This window comes from Segeticoccus rhizosphaerae, assembly GCF_005222685.1.
Lineage (GTDB): Bacteria > Actinomycetota > Actinomycetes > Actinomycetales > Dermatophilaceae > Segeticoccus > Segeticoccus rhizosphaerae.
This window is the reverse complement of the sequence record NZ_SWMA01000030.1, coordinates 1-16,856: the sequence shown is the minus strand read 5'-3', so window position 1 is coordinate 16,856 and position 16,856 is coordinate 1. Positions and strand designations below refer to the sequence as shown.

General features: G+C 69.6%; 15 protein-coding genes and 1 pseudogene. 10 read left to right on the top strand and 6 right to left on the bottom strand.

Features of this window, described 5'->3' with window-relative positions:
* Positions 1 to 26: 26 nt before the first annotated feature.
* Both FCN22_RS16620 and FCN22_RS16615 read right to left on the bottom strand, forming a co-directional pair.
* Complete coding sequence (locus FCN22_RS16620; protein WP_137122679.1) at positions 27 to 704, bottom strand: GntR family transcriptional regulator; 678 nt, start codon at positions 702 to 704, stop codon at positions 27 to 29.
* The gene (locus tag FCN22_RS16615) at positions 701 to 1,435 is read right to left on the bottom strand and encodes a maleate cis-trans isomerase family protein (RefSeq protein ID WP_137122678.1); all 735 of its coding nucleotides are present in this window, start codon (positions 1,433 to 1,435) and stop codon (positions 701 to 703) included. Before FCN22_RS16615 ends, FCN22_RS16620 begins: the two co-directional genes overlap by 4 nt.
* Positions 1,436 to 1,603: 168 nt before the next feature.
* Here FCN22_RS16615 and ehuB point away from each other — a divergent pair, with 168 nt between their 5' ends.
* The 5 genes from ehuB to FCN22_RS16590 are packed head-to-tail and all read left to right on the top strand — an operon-like array spanning position 1,604 to position 7,795.
* A complete protein-coding gene (gene ehuB, locus FCN22_RS16610) occupies positions 1,604 to 2,524 on the top strand; it encodes an ectoine/hydroxyectoine ABC transporter substrate-binding protein EhuB (protein ID WP_137122677.1) in 921 nt (306 codons plus the stop codon).
* A 45-nt stretch (positions 2,525 to 2,569) separates the two neighbouring features.
* Complete coding sequence (gene ehuC / locus FCN22_RS16605; RefSeq protein ID WP_137122676.1) at positions 2,570 to 3,295, top strand: ectoine/hydroxyectoine ABC transporter permease subunit EhuC; 726 nt, start codon at positions 2,570 to 2,572, stop codon at positions 3,293 to 3,295.
* Positions 3,292 to 3,981 (top strand): ectoine/hydroxyectoine ABC transporter permease subunit EhuD, encoded by a 690-nt coding sequence (gene ehuD / locus FCN22_RS16600; RefSeq protein WP_238384797.1) that lies wholly within the window; start codon positions 3,292 to 3,294, stop codon positions 3,979 to 3,981. Before ehuC ends, ehuD begins: the two co-directional genes overlap by 4 nt.
* A 55-nt stretch (positions 3,982 to 4,036) precedes the next feature.
* Positions 4,037 to 4,792 (top strand): ectoine/hydroxyectoine ABC transporter ATP-binding protein EhuA, encoded by a 756-nt coding sequence (gene ehuA, locus FCN22_RS16595; RefSeq protein WP_137122707.1) that lies wholly within the window; start codon positions 4,037 to 4,039, stop codon positions 4,790 to 4,792.
* A 3-nt stretch (positions 4,793 to 4,795) separates the two neighbouring features.
* Positions 4,796 to 7,795 carry an FAD-binding and (Fe-S)-binding domain-containing protein gene (locus FCN22_RS16590; RefSeq protein WP_137122675.1) on the top strand — a complete coding sequence of 1,000 codons (3,000 nt, stop codon included), beginning with the start codon at positions 4,796 to 4,798 and terminating at the stop codon, positions 7,793 to 7,795.
* Between the two features lie 139 nt (positions 7,796 to 7,934).
* Here FCN22_RS16590 and FCN22_RS16585 read toward each other — a convergent pair whose 3' ends face one another.
* From FCN22_RS16585 to FCN22_RS16570, 4 genes are all read right to left on the bottom strand, one after another.
* Positions 7,935 to 9,182, bottom strand: coding sequence for a M20 family metallopeptidase (locus FCN22_RS16585; RefSeq protein WP_137122674.1), 1,248 nt, complete (start codon positions 9,180 to 9,182; stop codon positions 7,935 to 7,937).
* The gene (locus tag FCN22_RS16580) at positions 9,179 to 10,417 is read right to left on the bottom strand and encodes an aminotransferase-like domain-containing protein (protein ID WP_373681341.1); all 1,239 of its coding nucleotides are present in this window, start codon (positions 10,415 to 10,417) and stop codon (positions 9,179 to 9,181) included. Before FCN22_RS16580 ends, FCN22_RS16585 begins: the two co-directional genes overlap by 4 nt.
* 5 nt (positions 10,418 to 10,422) lie before the next feature.
* Positions 10,423 to 11,649 (bottom strand): M24 family metallopeptidase, encoded by a 1,227-nt coding sequence (locus tag FCN22_RS16575; RefSeq protein WP_238384796.1) that lies wholly within the window; start codon positions 11,647 to 11,649, stop codon positions 10,423 to 10,425.
* Positions 11,650 to 11,780: 131 nt separating this feature from the next.
* Positions 11,781 to 12,488: a maleate cis-trans isomerase family protein gene (locus FCN22_RS16570; RefSeq protein ID WP_202911637.1), complete on the bottom strand. Its 708-nt coding sequence runs from the start codon at positions 12,486 to 12,488 to the stop codon at positions 11,781 to 11,783.
* A 144-nt stretch (positions 12,489 to 12,632) separates the two neighbouring features.
* On the opposite strand from FCN22_RS16570, the gene FCN22_RS16565 reads away from it, so the two are divergent.
* The 5 genes and pseudogenes from FCN22_RS16565 to FCN22_RS22310 all read left to right on the top strand — a co-directional run.
* Positions 12,633 to 13,649, top strand: coding sequence for a D-2-hydroxyacid dehydrogenase (locus tag FCN22_RS16565; RefSeq protein WP_162308238.1), 1,017 nt, complete (start codon positions 12,633 to 12,635; stop codon positions 13,647 to 13,649).
* Positions 13,646 to 15,070 carry an amidase gene (locus FCN22_RS16560; protein ID WP_137122672.1) on the top strand — a complete coding sequence of 475 codons (1,425 nt, stop codon included), beginning with the start codon at positions 13,646 to 13,648 and terminating at the stop codon, positions 15,068 to 15,070. Before FCN22_RS16565 ends, FCN22_RS16560 begins: the two co-directional genes overlap by 4 nt.
* 2 nt (positions 15,071 to 15,072) lie before the next feature.
* The gene (locus FCN22_RS16555) at positions 15,073 to 15,585 is read left to right on the top strand and encodes a DUF3830 family protein (protein WP_137122671.1); all 513 of its coding nucleotides are present in this window, start codon (positions 15,073 to 15,075) and stop codon (positions 15,583 to 15,585) included.
* Positions 15,586 to 15,611: 26 nt separating this feature from the next.
* Positions 15,612 to 16,592, top strand: a complete 981-nt coding sequence (locus FCN22_RS16550; protein WP_137122670.1) for a threo-3-hydroxy-L-aspartate ammonia-lyase — start codon at positions 15,612 to 15,614, stop codon at positions 16,590 to 16,592.
* Positions 16,593 to 16,662: 70 nt separating this feature from the next.
* Positions 16,663 to 16,856: pseudogene (locus FCN22_RS22310) on the top strand (IS30 family transposase); the annotation flags it as partial.

The window sequence follows — 16,856 nt, the reverse complement described above, 5'->3', positions numbered from 1 at the left end:
GCTGCGCTCGCGCAGGCGGTGTCCGGTCAGGAGGCGGGGGTCGCCACCGCTGTCGTGAGACGCCGGACCGCGTCCTCCATGTGTGCGATGAGCAGCCGGTCGGTGAGGGCGGTGTCGCCGGCGCCGAGCGCCTCGGCGATGTCGCGGTGCTCCGCGACCCGGTCGTCGGAGAAGCGGTAGCTCTCCTCCAGGGCGGTGATGCACATCCGGGTCTCGGTCAGCAGCGTCTCGTGGATGCGCGACAGCCGGGTGCTGTGCGCGTGCGAGACGAGGGTCTGGTGGAAGGTCATGTCGGCCTCGGTCATCCGCGAACGCTGCTTGCGGGCGCTGGCGTTGACCATGGTGTCCACGACCGAGAGGAGGGCCTCGCTCGCGTCTGCTGGGTCGCGCTGCATGATCTGCTCCGCGGCCGCGCGCTCGATGGCGCTCCGCGCGACGTACATGTCACGGACGTTCTCCGGTGTCATCTGGATCACGAAAAGTCCGCGGTTGCGGATCGAGATGAGCAGTCCTTCCTGGGTGAGGCGCTGCATGCCCTCCCGGAGGGGGCCGCGACTCACGCCGAGCTCGCGAGCCAGCTCGGCCTCATACAGCTGCGTGCCCGCGGGCAGCTCACCGTGGCCGATTGCCAGACGCAGCTTCTCGGCGATGATGCTGGGGGTCGACTTCTGCACCAGCGGCTCGATGAAGCCCCGGGTGGTCATCGGAAAAGGCTTCCCATCTCCGGGAGCTCGGGCACAGGCCCCAAGAGTCGCAGACCCTCCCAGATGGTCACCTGGTTGGCCGTGAGGACTGGTATGCCGGCCGCTTCCTCGAGCGCGTCCAGCTGGCCGAGCGTGTGCATCGCCGTGTCGGGGACGAGCACGGCGTCGGCTCCCTCACGGTCGGCCCCGCGGACGAGGCCGACGACCTGGTCGTCGGCGAGCGTGCCCACCTCGGCCGCGGTGTAGATGCCGTGGCTGCCCATGGCCGTGACCTCGAAACCGCCGTCCTGGAGGAACCCGACGAAGCGCTGCGCCACGTCCTCAGGATATGAGGCGGCCACCGAGACCCGTTGGAGACCAACCGACTTCAGCGCCTCGACGAAGGCGATCGATGTCGAGGAGGTGGGTAGTCCCACCAGGTGGGACAGCTCGTCGACCTGCTTGCGTGCTCCGTCCCAGCCGAAGACGAAGCTGCCGGAGGTGCACGCCCACATCACCGAGTCGGGGCTCTGCTCGAGCAGCTGCCGAGCGCCCTCTGCCAACCGGGTGGGGCCACCGAGGTCGAGCAGTGCGCCGACCTCGTGGGCGTCCTCACCGACGGAGGTGTGCACGAGGGGCAGCCGGAGGGCGCCGTCCAGCCGTTTCTCCAGCATCGGGAAGTCGTCTTCCGCGCTGTGCCCGGGGTAGAGCAGACCGACGGTCGGTGGGGTGTTGCGGTGTCCAGTGCTCATGAGAACCTCGTGGTGGTTTCTTTGGCAAAAGCCGAGACAACGTGTGCGCAGTCCGTGAGGATTGTTGACAATAGTACAGGCCAACATTACGTTTCACGATGACGGCACGGCATCTTTTGCGCGATCTGACCCTGGTCGCCGTCGTCGTCCCAGAGGATCGGAGTGGGCATGACCAGCGAGATCTCCCGAAGGACCCTGATGCGCAGCGCCGGAGCAGCCGGCCTGATCGTCCCGGCCGCGATGCTGATGACTGCGTGCAGCTCCACCGAGAAGCCGGCCTCCGTCGGCGAGGGCGGCACGGGCAGTGCGGCGGCCGGTGGAGGCGACGATCTGCTCGCCAAGGGCAAGAAGCAGGGCTACCTGCGGGTCGGCATCGCCAACGAGCCGCCCTACACGAAGGTCACCGCCGACGGGAAGGTCACCGGCTGCGAGCCGGACGTCTTCCGGGCCGTCGTGAAGTCGATGGGCATCCCGGACGTCCAGGGCATCATCACGCCGTACAACGGCATGATCCCCGGCCTGAAGGCGAACCGCTGGGACGCCATCACCGCGGGCTTGTTCATGAAGCAGTCCCGCTGCGCGGAGGTGAACTACTCCGAGCCGGTGATCGTCTCCACCGAGTCGTTCGGTGTGCCCGAGGGCAACCCCAAGCACATCACCACGGTCAAGTCGGTGCTCGACAACAAGGACCTCAAGATCGTCGTGCTTCCCGGTGGCTTCGAGGAGGGAATCCTCAAGACCGCCAAGGTGCCGGACAGCCAGATGATCCGAATCAACAACAACCGCAGCGGCGTCGAGGCGGTGCTCGCCGGCCGTGCCGACGCGTTCTTCCTGCCGACCCTGTCGCTACGAGCCCTGGCGAAGACCGAGAAGGGGCTGGAGGTCACCGCCCCGGTCGAGGACGCACCCAAGACCGGTTCCGGTGCGGCGTTCCGGCAGAGTGACGAGTCGTTCCTCACCGAGTACAACAAGCACCTCGCCAAGCTCAAGGACGGCCCGGAGTTCGCCAAGATCCTCGACAAGTGGGGCTTCGACCCCGACGCGGTCAAGGGCGTCACCGCCAAGGAACTCTGCAAGAACCCGGGCTGAGCCATGCTCGAAGCAGGTTGCTTCACCACAGAAGGGTGAGAGCCGGTGCCTACTGACTTCTGGGACCCTGCCTTCTGGTCATACACCACGCCCTTGCTCTGGAAGGGCCTGCAGTACACCCTGCTCATCACCGTGCTCGGTATCGCCGTGGCACTGGTCACGGCCTTCGTCGCCGGCCTCGGGAGGTTGTCCGAACACCGGCCGGCCCGGTGGATCTCCCTCGGCTTCATCGAGGTGTTCCGGGGCACGTCGCTCGTGGCGCAGTTGTTCTTCTTCTTTTACGCCCTGCCCCAGTTCGGAGTGCAGCTGTCTCCCATCGCCGCCGGCGTCATCGCCCTCGGGCTCAACGAGGGGGCCTATGCCGCGGAGATCGTGCGGGGCTCGATCCAAGGCCGCACGGCCGGGCAGAACGAGGCCTGCATCGCGCTCAACATGGGCAAGACCCTGCGGATGCGCCGGGTCCTCATCCCACAATCGGTCCCCACGATGCTGCCCTCCTTCGGCAACGTCATGGTCGACCTCCTGAAGAACAGTTCGCTGGTCTCCTTCATCACGGTCACCGAGCTCACCACCATGGCTCAGTTCATCCGCAACGACATGGGGCGCACCGCGACGGTCTTCCTCCTGGTCCTCGTCATCTACTTCATCCTGTCGCAGGTCCTGGCGCTCCTCAGCAGGTTCCTCGAGCAGCACTTCGCGATCGACAAGACCCGTCGGTCGATCTTCCGAGGCACGCGACGGCTCGACCCGGTCGGGGGTGGGATCGGATGATGGGCTCCACCCTCGCCGCAGCAGGCGGCCAGACCTGGGACAGTGCGTTCGCCAAGTCGCTGATCCCGACGATGCTGGAGGGGCTCTGGACGACCATCCAGATCACCCTCGCAGGCATGGCGATCGCCCTGGTCGTGGGCCTGGTCGTGGCCATCATCCGACGGTCGAAGATCCCGGTGATCTCGCAGCTGTTCGGCTTCTACGTGCAGTTCGTCCGAGGCACCCCCCTGTTGATCCAGGCCTACTTCGCCTACATCCTGCTGCCTGACTACGGCCTCACGTTGAGCCCCCTGGTGACCGGCATCATCGTCCTCGGTATCAACTACAGCGCCTATACCGCGGAGGTCTACCGGGCGGGAGTCGAGGACGTACCCGTCGGCCAGTGGGAAGCAGCGACCGCGCTGTCTCTGCCCATCCAGCGCACCTGGGGCAGGATCGTGCTTCCGCAGGCCCTCCGCTCGGTCACGCCAGTTCTTGGCAACTATCTGATCCAGATGTTCAAGGACTCCGCAGTTCTCTTTGCCATCAGCGTCTACGAGCTGATGGGACACGTCGACACGATCGGGTCCGACACCTACCGCTACCTCGAACCGGTCACGATCGCGGCCGCGCTGTACCTGATCGTGAGCCTCATCTCTTCCCAGTTCGTCCGACTCCTGGAGCGTCGCCTTGTCCTCTCCCGCTGACCAGCCCGTCCCGGCCGGGGTCTCGACAACCGGTCCTCGTGCCACCTCCGACTCGATGATCTCGTTCCGCGGCGTGAGCAAGTCGTGGGGTGACAACCACGTGCTCCGCTCGCTCGACTTCGAGGTCGCTCCCGGTGAGAAGGTCTGCATCATCGGGCCCTCCGGGTCGGGCAAGACCACCATCCTGCGCATCCTGATGACGCTCGAGACCCCCGACGAGGGCCTGGTCGTCGTCAACGGCGGCACGCTCTGGGACGTGAAGAAGGGGGGACACGCGAAGGAGACAAAGGAGATGAAGGCCACCCGCCGCAACGTCGGCATGGTCTTCCAGTCCTTCAACCTGTTCCCCCACATGACCGCCCTCGAGAACGTGATGGAGGCCCCGGTCAAGGTCCTCAAGCTGGACAAGCAGGAGGCGCACCAGCGCGCGGTCGAGCTGCTGGGCATGGTCGGGTTGTCCGACCACCTAAACCACAAGCCGGGCCGGCTCTCCGGCGGCCAGCAGCAGCGGGTTGCGATCGCGCGGGCCATGGCGATGCGGCCGACGGTCATGCTCTTCGACGAACCGACCTCGGCCCTCGACCCCGAGCTGATCGGTGAGGTGCTCGAGGTGATCCGCGAGCTCGCGACCGGCACCGACATGACGATGCTGATGGTGACGCACGAAATGCGCTTCGCCGAGGAGATCTCCGACCGCGTCGTGATGTTCGACAAGGGCGTCGTGGTCGAGAAGGGCCCGCCCGCCCAGATCTTCAAGAGTCCAGAGCATGAACGCACCCGGAAGTTCCTGCGCGCCGTGTTGGACTATTAGCGGGTGACCGCACCAGCACCCGTCCGCGCCGTCGAGTTCGACGTGGGCGCCCTCGAGGCGACCCTGCGTGCACAGCTTCGTGGGCGCGTCTCGTCCGACCCCGGCACGCGAGCGCTGTATGCCGTTGACGCGTCGTTGTACCGCGTCCCGCCCGAGCTGGTGGTCGTCCCCGTAGACCGTGAGGACCTCGCTGCCGCAGCACAGCTCACCGCCGACGCCGGGGCGCCGGTCGTGCTCCGGGGCGGTGGCACCTCGATGGCCGGCAATGTGATCGGCGGGGTCGTCATCGACGGGTCCCGACACGTCAACCGCATCCTTGATCTCGATCCCGCCGCTCGGACCGCTGTCGTCGAGCCCGGGGTCGTCCTGAGCGACCTGCAGGCTGCAGCCGGCCGGCACGGCCTCGCCTTCGGCGCCGATCCCTCATCCGGCACGCGGGCGACGTTGGGCGGCATGATCGCCAACAATGCCTGTGGCGCCCACTCGGTCGCCTGGGGCACGACGGCCGACAACGTCCGTGCACTGGACGTGGTGCTCACGGGCGGTGACCGGCTGAGCCTGTATGCCGCACGGCCGGAGGAGGACCCGGCGGCCCGCGCGGCGTGGCTGTCCGACCGTCCCGGCCGCGAGGGCGAGATCAACCGCGGTCTGCTGGCCCTTGCGCGGGAGAACAAGCTGGTCATCGGGCGCCGGTTCGGCCAGTTCTCGCGGCAGATCTCCGGATATGCGCTCCACCGGCTGTTGCCGGAGCACGGGCACGACGTCGCCCGCCTCCTCTGCGGGTCGGAGGGCACTCTCGCCACGACCCTGACGGCGACCCTGGGCCTCACGCCGCTCCCCGCGGCAAAGGTGTTGCTGGCTCTAGGCTTTCCCGACGCCCCCAGCGCGGCCGACGCGGTGCCTCACCTGCTGCCCCACCGACCGCTGACCATCGAGTCGGTCAGCGCCACGTTGGTCGACCGTCTGCCCGACCACGTGCGGCGCGCCGCGCAGGCGGCCGGGTTGCCCGACGGCAAGACGTGGCTGCTGGTCGAGGTGGGCGGCGAGAGCATCGAGACCGCCGAGTGTGCCGGACGCGCCATGGCCGACGAGCTGCGCGACGCCCGCCTCGACGTGTCGTCGTCGCTCGTGCGCGATCCCGCGGCACAGGCCGTGCTCTGGCGCTGCCGCCGTGACGGCACCGGGCTCGCGACCCGCCGGGCCGACGGTGCCGAGATGTGGGGCGGGTGGGAGGACGCGGCCGTGCCCCCGGCCCGGCTGGGGGAATACCTCCGCCGTCTCGACGAGCTGCTCGCACGGCACGGACTGTCCGGGACGTCATACGGGCACTTCGGCGAGGGGTGCATGCACATGCGCATGGACTTCGACCTGCTGAGCCCCGAGGGGATCGCGACCTTCCGTGAGTTCATCGAGCAGGCAACCGAGCTCATCGTGTCGCTCGGGGGATCGGTCTCTGGTGAGCACGGCGACGGGAGGGCGCGCTCGGAGCTGCTGACCAGGATGTACGGCGCCGATGCGGTCGACCTCCTCGACCAGGTCAAGCGGATCTGGGACCCACGCGGCGCCCTGAACCCGGGCATCATCGTCGACCCGCCCTCGTTCACCGCAGACCTGCGCCACGACGGCCCGGCCAAGGACCGCGAGCTCCTCACGCTCTTCAGCTATCCCGAGGATGCAGGCAGCTTTGCACAGGCCCAACGGCGGTGCGTCGGGGTCGGGAAGTGTCGTCAGTCCTCGGGCGGCGTCATGTGCCCGAGCTACCAGGTCACGCGCGAGGAGAAGCACTCCACGCGTGGCCGCGCGCACCTGCTCTGGGAGATGCTGCAGGGCGACCTCGTCACCGACGGCTGGCGGTCCACCGAGGTGAGGGACGCGCTCGACCTGTGCCTGTCGTGCAAGGGCTGCCTGTCGGACTGCCCGGTCAACGTCGACATGGCGACCTACAAGGCGGAGTTCACCCACCACCACTACGCGGGGAGGCCGTGGGCCAGGCCGCGTTCGCACTGGTCGATGGGCTGGCTGCCGGCGCTCGCGCGAGTCGCGTCACGCACGCCGCGAATCGTGAACGCCACCACCGGGTCCCGCGCGGCCGCGATGCTGAAGAAGCTCGGCGGCATCGCCCCGGAGCGCGACCTGCCCCGCTTCGCTCCCCAGACCTTCCGCTCCTGGTTCACCACTCGTGAGGAATCTTCGCGAGGTTTCGGCCCCTCACAGGGCACCAGACCTCACGAAGATTCCTCACGGGGGTCGCGGGGGTCGCGGGGGCGCGGGCGGCAGCGGGTGGTGTTGTGGCCGGACACCTTCACCAACTACCTGTCGCCGGAGGTGGGGAAGGCCGCCGTGCGAGTGCTCGAGGATGCCGGCTTCGAGGTGGTCCTGCCGGCAGGGTCCGTATGCTGCGGGCTCACCTGGGTCTCGACCGGCCAGCTCGAGGTCGCTCGCCGGGTGCTGAGGCGGACCCTGAAGGTGCTCGAACCGGAGCTGGCCGCCGGCACCCCCGTCATCGGGCTCGAGCCGAGCTGCGCGGCAATGCTGCGCCACGATGCTCCCGATCTGTTGGCCGACGATCCCAGGGCGGCGCGGCTTGCCGAGGCGACGCGCACCCTCGGCGAGGCCCTGCAGGAGCTGGCGCCCGACTGGACTCCGCCGCAGGTCGGCAAGGACGCCCTCGTGCAGGTGCACTGCCACCAGCACGCCGTCATGGGGTTCGACGCCGACCGGGAGCTCATGGCGGCCGCCGGGATCGAGGCAACGGTGCCAGATTCCGGATGTTGCGGTCTCGCGGGCAACTTCGGCTTCGAGCAGGGCCACTACGAGGTCTCCAGGGCGGCCGGCGAGCGGGTCATCCTCCCGGCAGTGCGCGCGGCGCGGGCGGACACCGAGATCCTCGCCGACGGGTTCAGTTGCCGCACCCAGATCGAGCAGGGGACCGACAGGCGGGCCAGGCACCTCGCCGAGCTGCTCGCCGATGCGCTCGAGGCCCGCGACCGCGCCGCTACCTGACGCGAGATCGGAAGCTGCCGTCAAGCCGCGCTGGCGAACATGGCCGAGCCGGCGCCATACCCACCTGATCGGCACCCATTGCCAGCGCGGCTCGACCACTGCGCAGGAGGGGAAGCGCGAGCCAGCGACCAGCCGGAGGCTACCTCAGCAGGCGCAGGGCCATCAGCGCGTAGGCGCGAGCAGAGGCCAGGAGCTCGTCGACCCCGACCGACTCGTCGGCCCGATGCGCTTGGTCCTGCACGGAACCCGGCCCCAACACGACCACCGGCATCCCGGTGTCACGGGCCACGTAGCCGCCGTCGCAGGCCGCCGTCCACCCGCCGAGCGGCAGGCCGGGGCCACCGGCAGCGGTCATCGCGGTGTCGACCGACGTCACGAACGGGTCGTCGCCCGCCGTCTCGAAGCCCGGCATGTCCATCGTCATCGCGACCTCGACGCCGAGACCCCGCGCGGGCAGGTCCAGGGCAGCGACCCGCTCCCGGGTCTCCTCCAGCACCTGAACCGGCTTCTCGGAAGGCAACATTCGCCTGTCCACGACGATGGTGCACTCCGCCGGCACGATCGACGCGCCCGTGCCGCCAGCCACCAGGCCCACGCTCCACATCGGCGGTCCGACCAGCGGGTGCGGTGAGGAGGCGAGCTCGTGGTGCCAGCGCTCGAGGTCGCTGACCACTGCGGCCGCTCCGTAGATCGCGTTGGCACCGTCGGCCGGGTTGCCGGAGTGCGCCGCCCTGCCGGTGACACGCACCTCGAGATAGGCCGCCCCGCGCGCCGCCACCACGGTCTGCAGGTCGGTCGGCTCCGCGACGACACATCCGACGTATGCCGCTCTCGCGCCTTCGGCTCCGAGCTCACCGAGCAGTTCCGCGAGGTGGAACTTGATGCCCTTTCCGGTCTCCTCCTCATCGACCACCGCGGCAAGGTCGATCGGACCGGACAGCTCCACCCCTGCTCGCCGCAGGGCGCTCATGGCGACCAGGCACGCGGCGAGGCCACCCTTCATGTCGGTGGCCCCCCGGCCATACAGCCTGCCGTCGCGGACCACGCCGCCCAGCGGTGACACGGTCCAGCCCTCGCCGACCGGCACCACATCGGTGTGGCCGAGCAGCAGGAGTCCGGGCCCGTCCCCGCCGGCCAGGGTGACCGTCGCGTTGTCGCGCTCGGGCTCGACCGGGGAGCGACGGCATACCAGTCCACGGTGTTCGGCGGCAGCCTGGAGTGCGGCGACGGTCGCGGCCTCGCCACCGGGCGGGTTCTCGCCCGGGGCCGCGATGAGGGCGCGCGTGACCTCGACGATCTCGTCGACGTCGATCAGGTCGAGGACCCGCTGCTCCTCCGCACTCACCTGACCGGACGCCGCGGCGCCGAGTGGTCTCGAAGAACTCATGCGAGGCGGTCGACCGCGCGACGCAGGCGGGCGATGCCCTCCCTCGTCCGGTCGGGCGCAGTCGAGGCGAAGCACAGCCGCAGGGCGTCGTGGAAGTGCCCGGCCTCGGAGAACGCCGGGCCGGGGATGAACGCCACACCCTCCGCCAGCGCGACCTCGAACAGCTCCTGGGTGTCCACGCCGTTCTCGAGGGTGACCCAGAGGAAGAAGCCGCCCTCGGGGTCCGTCCAACGGGCGATGTCGCCGAAGTGCTCGGTCAGGGCGTCCTGCATCGCGTGCTTGCGGCGACGGTATTCGGCCCGCTGGGTGACCAGGTGCTCCTCGAGGTGGCCCTCGGACAGGAACGAGGCGACGAGCCGCTGAGCGGGCAGGTTGGTGCACGTGTCCATGGCCTGCTTGGCGTTGATCAGCAGCTGTCGCAGCTGCGGGTCGGCGTCGACCCAACCGACCCGCAGACCCGGCGCGATGATCTTGGAGAAGGTGCGCACCGAGAACACGAGCGGGTCGCCGTCGGCGAGCTCGTGCAGCGTCGGCAGGTGGTCTCCCTCGAACCGCAGGAGGCCGTAGGGGTCGTCGTCGATGACCATCGCTCCCCACTCCCGGGCGGCCTCGAGCAGCGCCCTGCGGCCCTCGAGCGAGAGTGTGGTGCCGGAGGGGTTCTGGAAGGTGGGGATCGTGTAGATCGCCTTGGGAGTGCGCCCGGTCCGGGCGACCAGGTCCCTCATCGTGTCGACCTGCAGGCCGTCGGCGTCGACCGGCACCTCGAGCAGCTGCGCACCGTAGGACAGCGCGGTCGCGCTGCCGTTGGTGTAGGTCGGCGACTCGACGACCACGAGGTCGCCGGGGTCGACGAAGAGCTTGCACGCCAGGTCGAGTCCCTGCATACCGCCGGCCGTGACCAGCATCCGCTCGGGCGTGGTCTCGTCGCTGGTGCCGCGCAGGGCCTGCAGCAGCGCCTCCCGCAGCGGCGGGTCACCCTCGGTCGCGCCGTAGTCGTAGGCGTCGGCGGAGTCGGGACCGAGCACCGACCCGGCGATCTCCGAGAGGATCTTGGCCGGGACGGCTTCGGCGGCGGGGCTGCCCATGGCGAACCGGACGATGTCGTGGGTCTGCTCCTGCAGCAACGACGTGCTCGAGTCGATCACGGACCCGACCAGCTGGCCGGCGCGGGCCGCGAGGGGTAGGGAGCGGGGCGTGCTGGTTTCCGAGGAAGCATTTCCCGGGGCGTTGGTCACTCTCATCACCTTCTGATCGTCAGGTCCTGGGGCAGGTCGGTCAACCGCTCGACGCCGTCCGCGTGCACCAGCACCGGCTCGGAGAGCTCGTAGCCCCAGCCATCCATCCACATGCCGAGGATCACGTGCAGGGCCATGCCCGCCCGCAGCGGCTGGGTCTCGCTGGCGCGCAGGCTGATCGTGTGCTCACCCCAGTCGGGGGGATAGCCGATGCCGATCGAGTAGCCGATGCGCGAGTCCTTGCGCAGCCCGTGCCGGCTGATCACGTCGTTGAACGCCGCGTGCACCTCGCGGCCGGTCACGCCGTCGTGGATCGCGTCCAGGGTGACCTGCATGCCCTCTCCGATCACCTTGGCGGTCTCGGCGAGACGCTGCGGCGGTTCCCCCAGCATGATCGTGCGCGCCAGGGGCGCGTGGTAGCGCTGGTTGACGCCGGCGAGCTCGATGGTGGTCGCTTCGCCGGCGACGAACGGCGCGTCGCTCCAGGTCATGTGCGGGGTCCCGGCAGCGTCGCCGGTCGGCAGCATCGGGACGATCGCGGGGTAGTCGCCGCCGTGCTCCGGCGTGCCGCTGGCCTGGGCCCTCATGATCTCGCCGACGACGTCGCACTGCCGGCGTCCGACGTCGATCGCCTCCAGCGCCACCCGCATCGACTGCGAGGCGATCGAGCCCGCGATGCGCAGGACCTCCTGCTCCACCGGCGACTTGATGACCCGCACCCAGTTGACCAGCTCATTGCAGTCGACCCCCTCGGCCCGAGGCAGACCCCGGTCCAGCGCCAGGTAGTCCCGCGCCGTGAAGAAGGGGGAGTCGCTCTCGAGGCCGATGCGGCACCCCGGGGCGTCCTGCAGGAGGTCGAGCTCCCGGGCGCGCTCGGCGATCCACTCGTAGGGGTGGGCGTCCGAGCGCTGGATGAGCTCTTCGGGGTAGCCGTGGATGCGTTCGCGCGGCAGGTCGCACGTATGGTGCGCCCCACCGGCGTCCATCGCGCGGGCAAAGAGGTGGGGCAGCCCGTCGGCAGGCACGATCAGGCACTGCGGCATGTAGAACGACCACGCGTTGTATCCGGTCAGGTAGAACAGGTTCGACGGGTCGGTGACCACCAGCGCGGTCAGCGACTGGGCGGCCATCGCGGCGCGCACCTTCTCGATCCGGGCGGCGTACTCGGTCGTCTTGGGCGCCGGAGCCGGCTGGGTCGTCGTCACAGGGGCGGACACCTCGGCAGCAGCCACGGGTGACACCTCGCTCTCAGGGGAACGGCACGGCATACCTCCGTGCGGATGATCGGCAGATTGTCGACAATAGGAGACTAAGGGGGAGGAGAGGCTCGCGACAAGGGAACGCTCGGTGCCCGTGCTCGGGGTCAGACGGCGAGCAGCCGCTGGCCCGGGCCAATCACGGGCAGCCCGGCCAGGCGGAGGGCCGACCACATGGTGGCCTGGTTGGCGCTGATGATCGGTTTGCCGAGTTCCTGCTCCAGCGGCGCGATGAGGTCGTAGGTGCCGAGGTTGGTGCACGACACGACGATGGCCTCGGCGGACGGTTCGTCGGCCCGGCGGACCAGGTCGGCGGTGACGTCGTAGGGCACCGACTCGATGCCGGACGTGAGCCCGAGCTCGCTGCCTCCGACCACCGTGCGTCCGGCCTCCGAGAGGAAGTCCGCCAGGCCCTGGGTGATGGCCGTCTGGTAGGGCGTGGCGATGGCGACCCGCTCGACGCCCAGCGCCGTGATCGCATCGAGGAGGGCGCCGCTCGTGGTCACCGCGACTGGCGCCCCGGCCTCGATCATCGCGGCGCACAGGGCCTTTTCGCCGTCCAGACCGCGGATGAAGCTGCCCGATGTGCAGGCGTAGGCGAGCACGGCGGGCCGCGGCGCCAGCAGCTGCTGTGTGGCCGGGAGGAGCTGGTCCGGCTCGCCGACGAGCCGGACCATCTCCAGGGTGACCGCGAGCGGGGCGTAGGGCAGTCGGGTGAGCAGGAGATTGGCCTGCGGCGGCGTCCAGCGCCAGAGCTCGCGGTCGAGGGCGAAGTCGTAGGGACAGACGATGCCGATGCCGACCTGACCGATCATGATGACCTCGAAGCGTGAGAAATCACCTCTGGCGCCTGTGGTTTCGAAGCAGGAGAGCTCGGATTCCCCAGGCGCTGGAAGTGTGTGGGTGGCGACAGACCGCGATTGTTGACAATCCTACTCTGCCATTCCTAGGCTCCGGGTGTGAACACCGTGCACCACCGGCCGGTCGTCGCGGTGCTCTGTGAGCAGCTCGACGAGCCCCCGCCCCACCTCGAGCAGATCGCGCAGCGCGCCGACCTGCGCCTCACCGACCCCGCAGGCTTGGGCGATGCCCTGGACGGAGCCGACGCCCTGCTGCTCTGGGACTTCTTCTCGGAGGCGGTGCGCGACGTCTGGCCGCGAGCCGGCTCGCTGCGGTGGATCCACGTGGCCGCCGCCGGCGTCGACAAGCTGCTCTTCGACGAGCTGGTCGAGTCGGAGGTCGAGGTCACCAACGCCCGGGGAGTCTTCGACCGCCCGATCGCGGAGTTCGTGCTCGCGTCGATGCTGGCGCAGGTCAAGCAGGTCCACGTCAGCCACGACCACCAGCGCGAGCGCATCTGGCAGCACCGTGAGACCGGCACGCTGCAGGGCGCCACCGCACTGGTCGTGGGCACCGGCGCCATCGGCCGTGAGATCGCACGGGTCCTCGGAGCGATGGGTATGCAGGTGCGGGGTGCCGGCCGGCGCGCCCGGTCCGGTGACCCCGACTTCGGAGAGGTCGTCGAGAGCGCTCGCCTCGCGGAGCACGTCGGGTGGGCGGACCACGTGGTCGTCGCCGCGCCGCTGACCGACCAGACCCGCGGGCTGGTCGATCAGCAGGTCCTGGCGGCGATGAAGCCCACAGCCCACCTGGTCAACATCGGCCGTGGACCGATCGTGGAGGAGGCGGCCCTGGTCTCCGCGCTGCGCGAAGGTCGGATCGCCGCCGCCTCCCTCGACGTCTTCGTGCACGAACCCCTGCCCCCGGACAGCCCGTTGTGGGAGGCGCCCGGCCTGGTCATCTCCCCGCACATGTCGGGCGACGTCGTGGGGTGGCGCGACACGCTCGCCCGCCAGTTCGTCGACAACGCCCTACGCTTCCTCGACGGCGAACCGCTCCGCAACGTCGTCGACAAGCGGCTGGGCTTCGTGCCGGCGGAGACACCACCAGCGCTCGAGGCCGAGGAGATCCGATGACTGATCTGTCCATGATGGGTGCCGCTGAGCTGGCCGAGGGCTATCGCTCCGGTGACCTGTCTCCGGTGGAGGCGACGCAGGCGGCGCTCGATGCGATCAGCGAGCACGACGAGGCGGTCAACGCCTACGTGCTCGTGGACAGCGAGGGGGCCCTGTCCGCGGCAGCGGAGTCCGAGAAGCGCTGGCGTGGCAACTCGCCCCTGGGGCCGGCGGACGGCATACCGACGGCCATCAAGGACATTCTGATCACCGAGGGCTGGCCGACGCTGCGCGGCTCGAACCTCATCGCGGCGGAGGGCGATTGGAGCGAGGACGCGCCGTCCGTCGCACGGCTGCGCGAGGCCGGGTGCGTCCTGCTCGGCAAGACGACGACGCCGGAGTTCGCGTGGAAGGGCGTGACCGACTCGATCCGGCAGGGCGTCACCACCAACCCGTGGGGCGCCGACCTCACCTCCGGCGGATCCAGCGGCGGCTCCGCCACGGCCGTGGGACTCGGCATGGGCACCTGGTCGGTGGGCACCGACGGAGGCGGATCGGTCCGCATCCCAGCCTCATTCACGGGAACGACCGCACTGAAGCCGACCTACGGGCTGATTCCGCACTACCCCGCGAGCCCCTTCGGCACCCTCTCCCACGCCGGCCCGATGACCCGGTCGGTGCGCGACGCCGCCGCGATGCTGGACCTGCTGACCGGCTTCGACGCCCGCGACTGGTCGGCCATGCCCACCCCGACCAGCTCCTTCCTCGAGGGGTTGGACGACGGAGTCGAAGGGCTGCGCATCGCGTTCTCTCCCAACCTCGGATTCGTCCGCAACGACCCCGAGGTGGAGCAGGCGGTCCGCGCCGCCGTCCAGGTCCTGGTCGACGCGGGAGCGGTGGTCGAGGAGATCGATCCCGGCTTCGCCGACCCCGTGGAGGCGTTCCACGTGCTCTGGTTCGCCGGCGCCGCAAAGGTGCTCGAGTCCTACCCGGAGGGCAGCCTCGACCGGATCGACCCGGGTCTGCGGCGATGTGTCGAGCAGGGCAGGGAGCTGTCGGCCTCGGACTTCCTGGACGCCACCGCGGTGCGGATGGACCTCGGCCTGAAGATGGCGCTGCTGCACGAGCGGTATGACGTGCTGGTCACCCCGACCATGCCGATCGCAGCGTTCCCGGGCGGGCAGCCGTCACCGGACGGTTGGGACTCCGACCTGTGGACCAGCTGGACGCCATACACCTATCCCTTCAACATGACCCAGCAGCCGGCGCTCAGCGTGCCCTGTGGCTTCACCTCCGACGAGCGACCGGTGGGCCTGCAGGTGGTCGGTCGCCGACACGCCGACGCCCTGGTACTGCGCGCCGGCCGGGCCTACGAGCAGCGCACCGACTGGGCCTCCCGCGTCCCCACCCTGATCCGCAACGCCGAGAACGGAAGGTCCTGACCATGACCCGTTATGTGTCCGTCACGCTCGAGAAGAGGGGCGTCCAGTGCCTCGCCAAGCTCCTCGACGACGAGGCGCCGCGCACCGCGGCCGCCGTGTGGGAGTCGCTTCCGCTGTCCGGGCAGGTCTACCACGGCAAATACGCGCGCAACGAGATCTATGCGTTGCTGCCGGCGTTCGCCGACCATGACCCGGGCGCGGAGAACACCACCATCACGCCGATCCCGGGCGACCTCGCCTGGTTCTCCTTCAGCGACGACCAGCTCGGCAACCCGGGTTACGGGTATGCCGAGGGGCAGGGCGCGGCCGACCAGAGCCGGATCGTCGACCTCGCCCTCTTCTACGGCCGCAACAACCTGCTCATCAACGGTGACCAGGGCTGGGTGCCCGGCAACGTGTGGGGGACGATCGTCAGCGGCCTGGAGGAGCTCGCCGCCGCGTGCCAGGACATCTGGATGGGCGGGGCGACGGGTGAGACCCTGACCTTCGCGCGGGCCGAGGCGCCCGCGGAGTAGCCCACGCCTTCCGTAGGCTGGGTCGTATGACGGCCAGGCCCACCTTTGACGACGTCCGCGCAGCCGCCCGGCACATCGCCGGACACGCCCACCGCACGCCGGTTTTCACGTCCAGCCGGATCGACGAGGCCCTCGGTCTCCGGCTGTACCTGAAGTGCGAGAACTTCCAGCGGGTCGGCGCCTTCAAGTTCCGCGGCGCGTTCAACGCGCTGTCACGTCTCGGGCCCGAGCAGCGCCGCGCGGGCGTCATCGCCTACTCCTCGGGCAACCACGCGCAAGCCGTCGCCCTGGCTGCACGGCTGCTCGAGGTCCCGGCCACGATCGTCATGCCCCTGGATGCGCCCGCCAGCAAGGTGGCGGCGACGCAGGGGTATGGCGGCAAGGTCGTCAGCTATGACCGTTACCGCGAGGACCGCGAGGCCATCGCGCAAGGGCTGGCGGACTCGGAGGGGCTCACCCTCATCCCGCCCTATGACCACCCGGACATCATCGCGGGCCAGGGCACCGCGGCTCTCGAGCTGCTCGAGGAGGTCGACGGGCTCGACGCCCTCTTCGTGCCCCTCGGTGGTGGCGGGCTCCTGTCCGGGTCCGCCCTGGCCGCGGCGGAGCTCGCGCCCGACGCGAGGGTCTACGGGGTCGAGCCGGAAGCGGGCGACGACGGCCGGCGTTCGTTCCGCAGCGGCGAGATCGTGCACATCGAGACGCCGCGCACCATCGCCGACGGCGCCCAGACCCTGCACCTGGGCGAGCTCACCTTCCCGCTGATCCGGGAACTGGTCGATGACATCGTGACCGCCACCGATGCGCAGCTGGTCGACTGCATGCGCCTGTGCGCCTCGACCCTCAAGATGCTGGTCGAGCCCACCGGTTGCCTCGGCCTGGCCGCGGTCCGGGAGCGTGCGGCGCAGTTGCAGGGCCAGCGAGTGGGGGTCGTCATCAGCGGCGGCAACGTCGATCTCGCACAGTTCTGCGCCTTGGTGGGGTCGGCACAGGAGGAATCTTCGTGAGGTTGCGTGCCCCGTGAGGGGCCTTGGCCTCAAGGAGTGACTGCAACACCTGGCGTTGAGAGGTGTGCAGATGAGTGCTCGTCGGGGTAGTCCGCGGTTGCCGGTTGAGGTGGAGTATCGGTTCTGGGCTCAGGTCCGCGATTGCCTGACGGTTGAGCAGGCCGCGGTGGTGGTGGGCGTGTCGGCGACCAAGGGGCGGGCCTGGTTTCGAGATCGTGGCGGGGTGATGCCATCGGCGGATGCGGGACGACGCAAGCGATGTTT

What these genes read in the sequence shown, in the direction of transcription:
- FCN22_RS16620 (WP_137122679.1), bottom strand. Translation starts at nt 704, where the DNA reads ATGACCACCCGGGGCTTCATCGAGCCGCTGGTGCAGAAGTCGACCCCC.
- FCN22_RS16615 (WP_137122678.1), bottom strand. Translation starts at nt 1,435, where the DNA reads ATGAGCACTGGACACCGCAACACCCCACCGACCGTCGGTCTGCTCTAC.
- ehuB (WP_137122677.1), top strand. Translation starts at nt 1,604, where the DNA reads ATGACCAGCGAGATCTCCCGAAGGACCCTGATGCGCAGCGCCGGAGCA.
- ehuD (WP_238384797.1), top strand. Translation starts at nt 3,292, where the DNA reads ATGATGGGCTCCACCCTCGCCGCAGCAGGCGGCCAGACCTGGGACAGT.
- ehuA (WP_137122707.1), top strand. Translation starts at nt 4,037, where the DNA reads ATGATCTCGTTCCGCGGCGTGAGCAAGTCGTGGGGTGACAACCACGTG.
- FCN22_RS16585 (WP_137122674.1), bottom strand. Translation starts at nt 9,182, where the DNA reads ATGAGTTCTTCGAGACCACTCGGCGCCGCGGCGTCCGGTCAGGTGAGT.
- FCN22_RS16570 (WP_202911637.1), bottom strand. Translation starts at nt 12,488, where the DNA reads ATGATCGGTCAGGTCGGCATCGGCATCGTCTGTCCCTACGACTTCGCC.
- FCN22_RS16560 (WP_137122672.1), top strand. Translation starts at nt 13,646, where the DNA reads ATGACTGATCTGTCCATGATGGGTGCCGCTGAGCTGGCCGAGGGCTAT.
- FCN22_RS16555 (WP_137122671.1), top strand. Translation starts at nt 15,073, where the DNA reads ATGACCCGTTATGTGTCCGTCACGCTCGAGAAGAGGGGCGTCCAGTGC.
- FCN22_RS16550 (WP_137122670.1), top strand. Translation starts at nt 15,612, where the DNA reads ATGACGGCCAGGCCCACCTTTGACGACGTCCGCGCAGCCGCCCGGCAC.